Source organism: Chromobacterium aquaticum (assembly GCF_021129195.1).
In the GTDB taxonomy this organism is placed as follows: Bacteria; Pseudomonadota; Gammaproteobacteria; order Burkholderiales; family Chromobacteriaceae; genus Chromobacterium; species Chromobacterium aquaticum.
The window spans coordinates 1-3216 of sequence record NZ_JAJOHW010000229.1; the positions used below are offsets into that span (position 1 = coordinate 1).

General features: G+C 62.0%; 2 protein-coding genes. One reads left to right on the forward strand and one right to left on the reverse strand.

What is annotated here, in order from left to right; genetic code table 11:
* Window positions 1–465: hypothetical protein (locus LQT98_RS23225; RefSeq protein WP_231465555.1), on the reverse strand; the 465-nt coding region annotated here is incomplete at its 3' end.
* A 717-nt stretch (window positions 466–1182) separates the two neighbouring features.
* Between LQT98_RS23225 and LQT98_RS23230 the strand changes: the two genes are divergently transcribed.
* On the forward strand, window positions 1183–3216 hold a 2034-nt coding region (locus LQT98_RS23230), incomplete at its 3' end, for a beta-ketoacyl synthase N-terminal-like domain-containing protein (RefSeq protein ID WP_269326137.1).

The window sequence follows — 3216 nt, forward strand, 5'->3', positions numbered from 1 at the left end:
GCCGATCTTGACGCCCAGCTTCTCCAGATCGCTTTCATCCACCAGCACCGTGCTGGGCACGGTCAGTTGTTGGCGCAATTCCGGGGTCAGCAGGGTGGCGAAGGTCATCGCCTGCGGTCGCGGATCGATGCCGATCAGCACCGCGCTGAGCTTGCCGCCCTTGGGGCGCTGCCAGTCCGCCATGGTCCAGGTGAAGCGTTCCACCGATGTCACCTCCGGGTGCGCCCACAGGCTGTTCTCGGTCTTGCCGGGAATCGGTCGGGCCAGGTCCACGCTTTGGGTGGCGGGATAGCCCACCCAGAGATCGGCGCTGGAGCGGTCGATGTAGACGCCGACGGAACTGAACATGCCCAGGAGCAGGCTGAGCTGCACTTGCACCAGCAGGCCGGCAAAAGCCACCGCCAACACCGCGGGCAGGAAACGGCGCCATTCGTAAATCAGCGAGGCGCGGGCCAGGGAAACCATGGTCAGGCTCCCGCGCCGTGGCCGGAAATGCGAAGGGGATGAATAACTTGGGGCATGACTGTCTCCTGGATGAAATGGCGCCAGTATGCCTATCGCGGCTTAGGGTTATCTGAGCGCCGAGAACCAGCGCTGGCGGGCGTTGTTAAATTAACGACCTTAAATGAATAATACCAGTGGTATTAGTCTGTATATGTATTTAACGCGAGGCTTAGTATCTCCCTGTTCTTAATATTGGCTCAGAATTCACTCAGAAAGGCATTTTATTTTAATAATTTTATTTTTTTGCTGTGAAAAAAATGCAATAAATAATGCTTTTGGCATTCGGTGTGCCAATAATGGTACATTATAAAAATCAATTACTTATGATTTGTTTTTGTGATTTTCTCCACAGGCATGGAGGTAAGATTATTAACTTCAAGGATGGGCTAAGGAAATGCTAAGATTTCAACGTCATAATTTCCCGTAACCCTGGTTTGAACAGTTTTGTCCAAGAGGGTTTGGCTCAGTTTGGTATGGGCTTTGGTGGTTTTGATTACGAGTGTAATAGAGCGCGTTCGGCGGTTGGCGAACGCGAATTCGATCCAGGCTTTGCGTGCGGGACCGGATTTAAAGAAGGGCAGTCGATTCAGACCGTTCTCGGTTTGCGATTGCGATTCCCGGTTGGTGCGCGGCGGCAAGCGAATGATGCGAAATAGCAGGTTCACCGCGGGAGGAGCAATGAGCAAGACCTTAGCTAGCAGGATAGGACCGGGCACGGTGGATATCGCGATAGTGGGCATGGCCAGCCACTTTCCCGATGCGGCCACCTTGTACGATTTCTGGACCAATGTCGTCGACAAGAAAGACGCGCTGAGCGATATCGATCAGAAGGACGGCGACGAATACTGGCGCAAGGCGGATTACTACAATCCGGACCCAAGCGCCGCCGACAAAACCTATGGCCATCGCGCCGGCTTCGTGCCGCCGATTGATTTCGACCCGGTGGAATTCAAGCTGCCGCCGCTGATGCTGGAGTCCATCAGCACCGCGCAGATCTTCGCCTTGCACGTGGCCAAGCAGGCGATGCTGGACGCGCGGCTGGTGGGCGACAACGCGCTGCCGGTGGATAAAGACCGCGTGGGCGTGATCCTGGGCGGCGCCGGCAACGGCAACACCTCCTTCTCGCTGGCCTTCCGCCAGCAGGAGCCGTATCTGCGCAAGGTGCTGAACCACGCCGGCCTGCCGACCGCGGTGGCCGACGAGGTGATCGACCGCGTCAATCATCTCTATCTGGAATGGAACGAGGACAGCTTCCCCGGCTTCCTCGGCAACGTCGCCTGCGGCCGCATCGCCAGCTACTTCGACCTGGGCGGCACCTCTTACATGGTGGACGCCGCCTGCGCCAGCAGCCTGGCCGCGATCAAGGCGGCGGTGGGCGAACTGGTGGACGGCAGCTGCGACGTGGTGCTGACCGGCGGCGTCAATCTGGAAAACTCGATCTTCTCCTTCCTGTGCTTCAGCAAGACCCCGGCCTTGTCCAAGAGCAATCTGTCGCGCCCCTTCGACGAATCCTCGGACGGCATGATGCTGGGCGATGGCGTCGGCCTGCTGGTGCTCAAGCGCCTGGAAGACGCCGAGCGCGACGGCGACCGCATTTACGCGGTGATCAAATCCTTGCAAGCATCCAGCGACGGCCGCGCCAAGAGCATTTTCGCGCCGCGCCACGAAGGCCAAGTCAAGGCGATGCAGCGCGCCTACGAACGCGCCGGCATTTCCCCGGCCGAGATCCAGTTGGTGGAAGCGCACGGCACCGGCACCCAGTCCGGCGACGAAACCGAGATCAAGAGCCTGCGCGCGGTGTTCGAGGCCGGCGGCGCCCAGCCTGGCTCGGTGGCCATCGGCAGCATCAAGTCGCAGATCGGCCATACCCGCTGCGCCGCCGGCGCGGCCGCGATGATGAAGGCCGCGCTCAGCCTCTATCACAAGGTGTTGCCGCCCACCATCAACGTCGTTCAGCCCAGCCGCGCGCTGGCGGACAGCGCCAGCCCCTTCTATGTCAACGTGGACAGCCGCCCGTGGCTGCGCCCGGTGAACGGCGCGCCGCGCCGCGCCGCCTTGAGCGCCTACGGTTTCGGCGGCACCAACTACCACTCCATCATGGAAGAGCATCAGGCGCGGCCGCAGGGCGATTTCCGCCTGAACCTGCGCCCGGAAGTGGTGCTGCTGCACGCGGAAAGCCCGGCGCAACTGCTGGCGCTGGCCGAGCGCAAGCTGGAGTCCTTCCGCGCCGAAGACGCCGGCTACCAGTTCCGCCTGCATCAGGGCGCGGCGGCGCGCGCGCCGGCCGATTCCGCGCGCCTGGCCTTCGTCGCGGGCTCCGCCGAACAAGCGGCCGGCCTGCTGGACGAGGCGATCAAGCTGCTGCGGGCGCGTCCGGACCAGGATTGGGAGCATCCGCAAGGCATTTACTACAAACGCGCGGCGGCGCCGTTGGCCGGACGCGTGGTGGCCTTGTTCCCCGGCCAGGGCGCGCAATACGTGAACATGGGCCGCGACATCGCCAACGACTATCCGGCGGTGCGCGAAACGCTGGAAGGACTGGACGCCGTCGCCGCCGCCGGAGGACTGCCGCTGCCGTCCGCGTCCATCTTCCCGCCGCCGGCCTTCGACGCCGACACCGCGGATCGCCAGATGGCGGAACTGACCCAGACCCGCACCGCGCAGCCGGCGATAGGCGCGATCAGCGCCGGCTACTTCAAGCTGCTGCGCGAA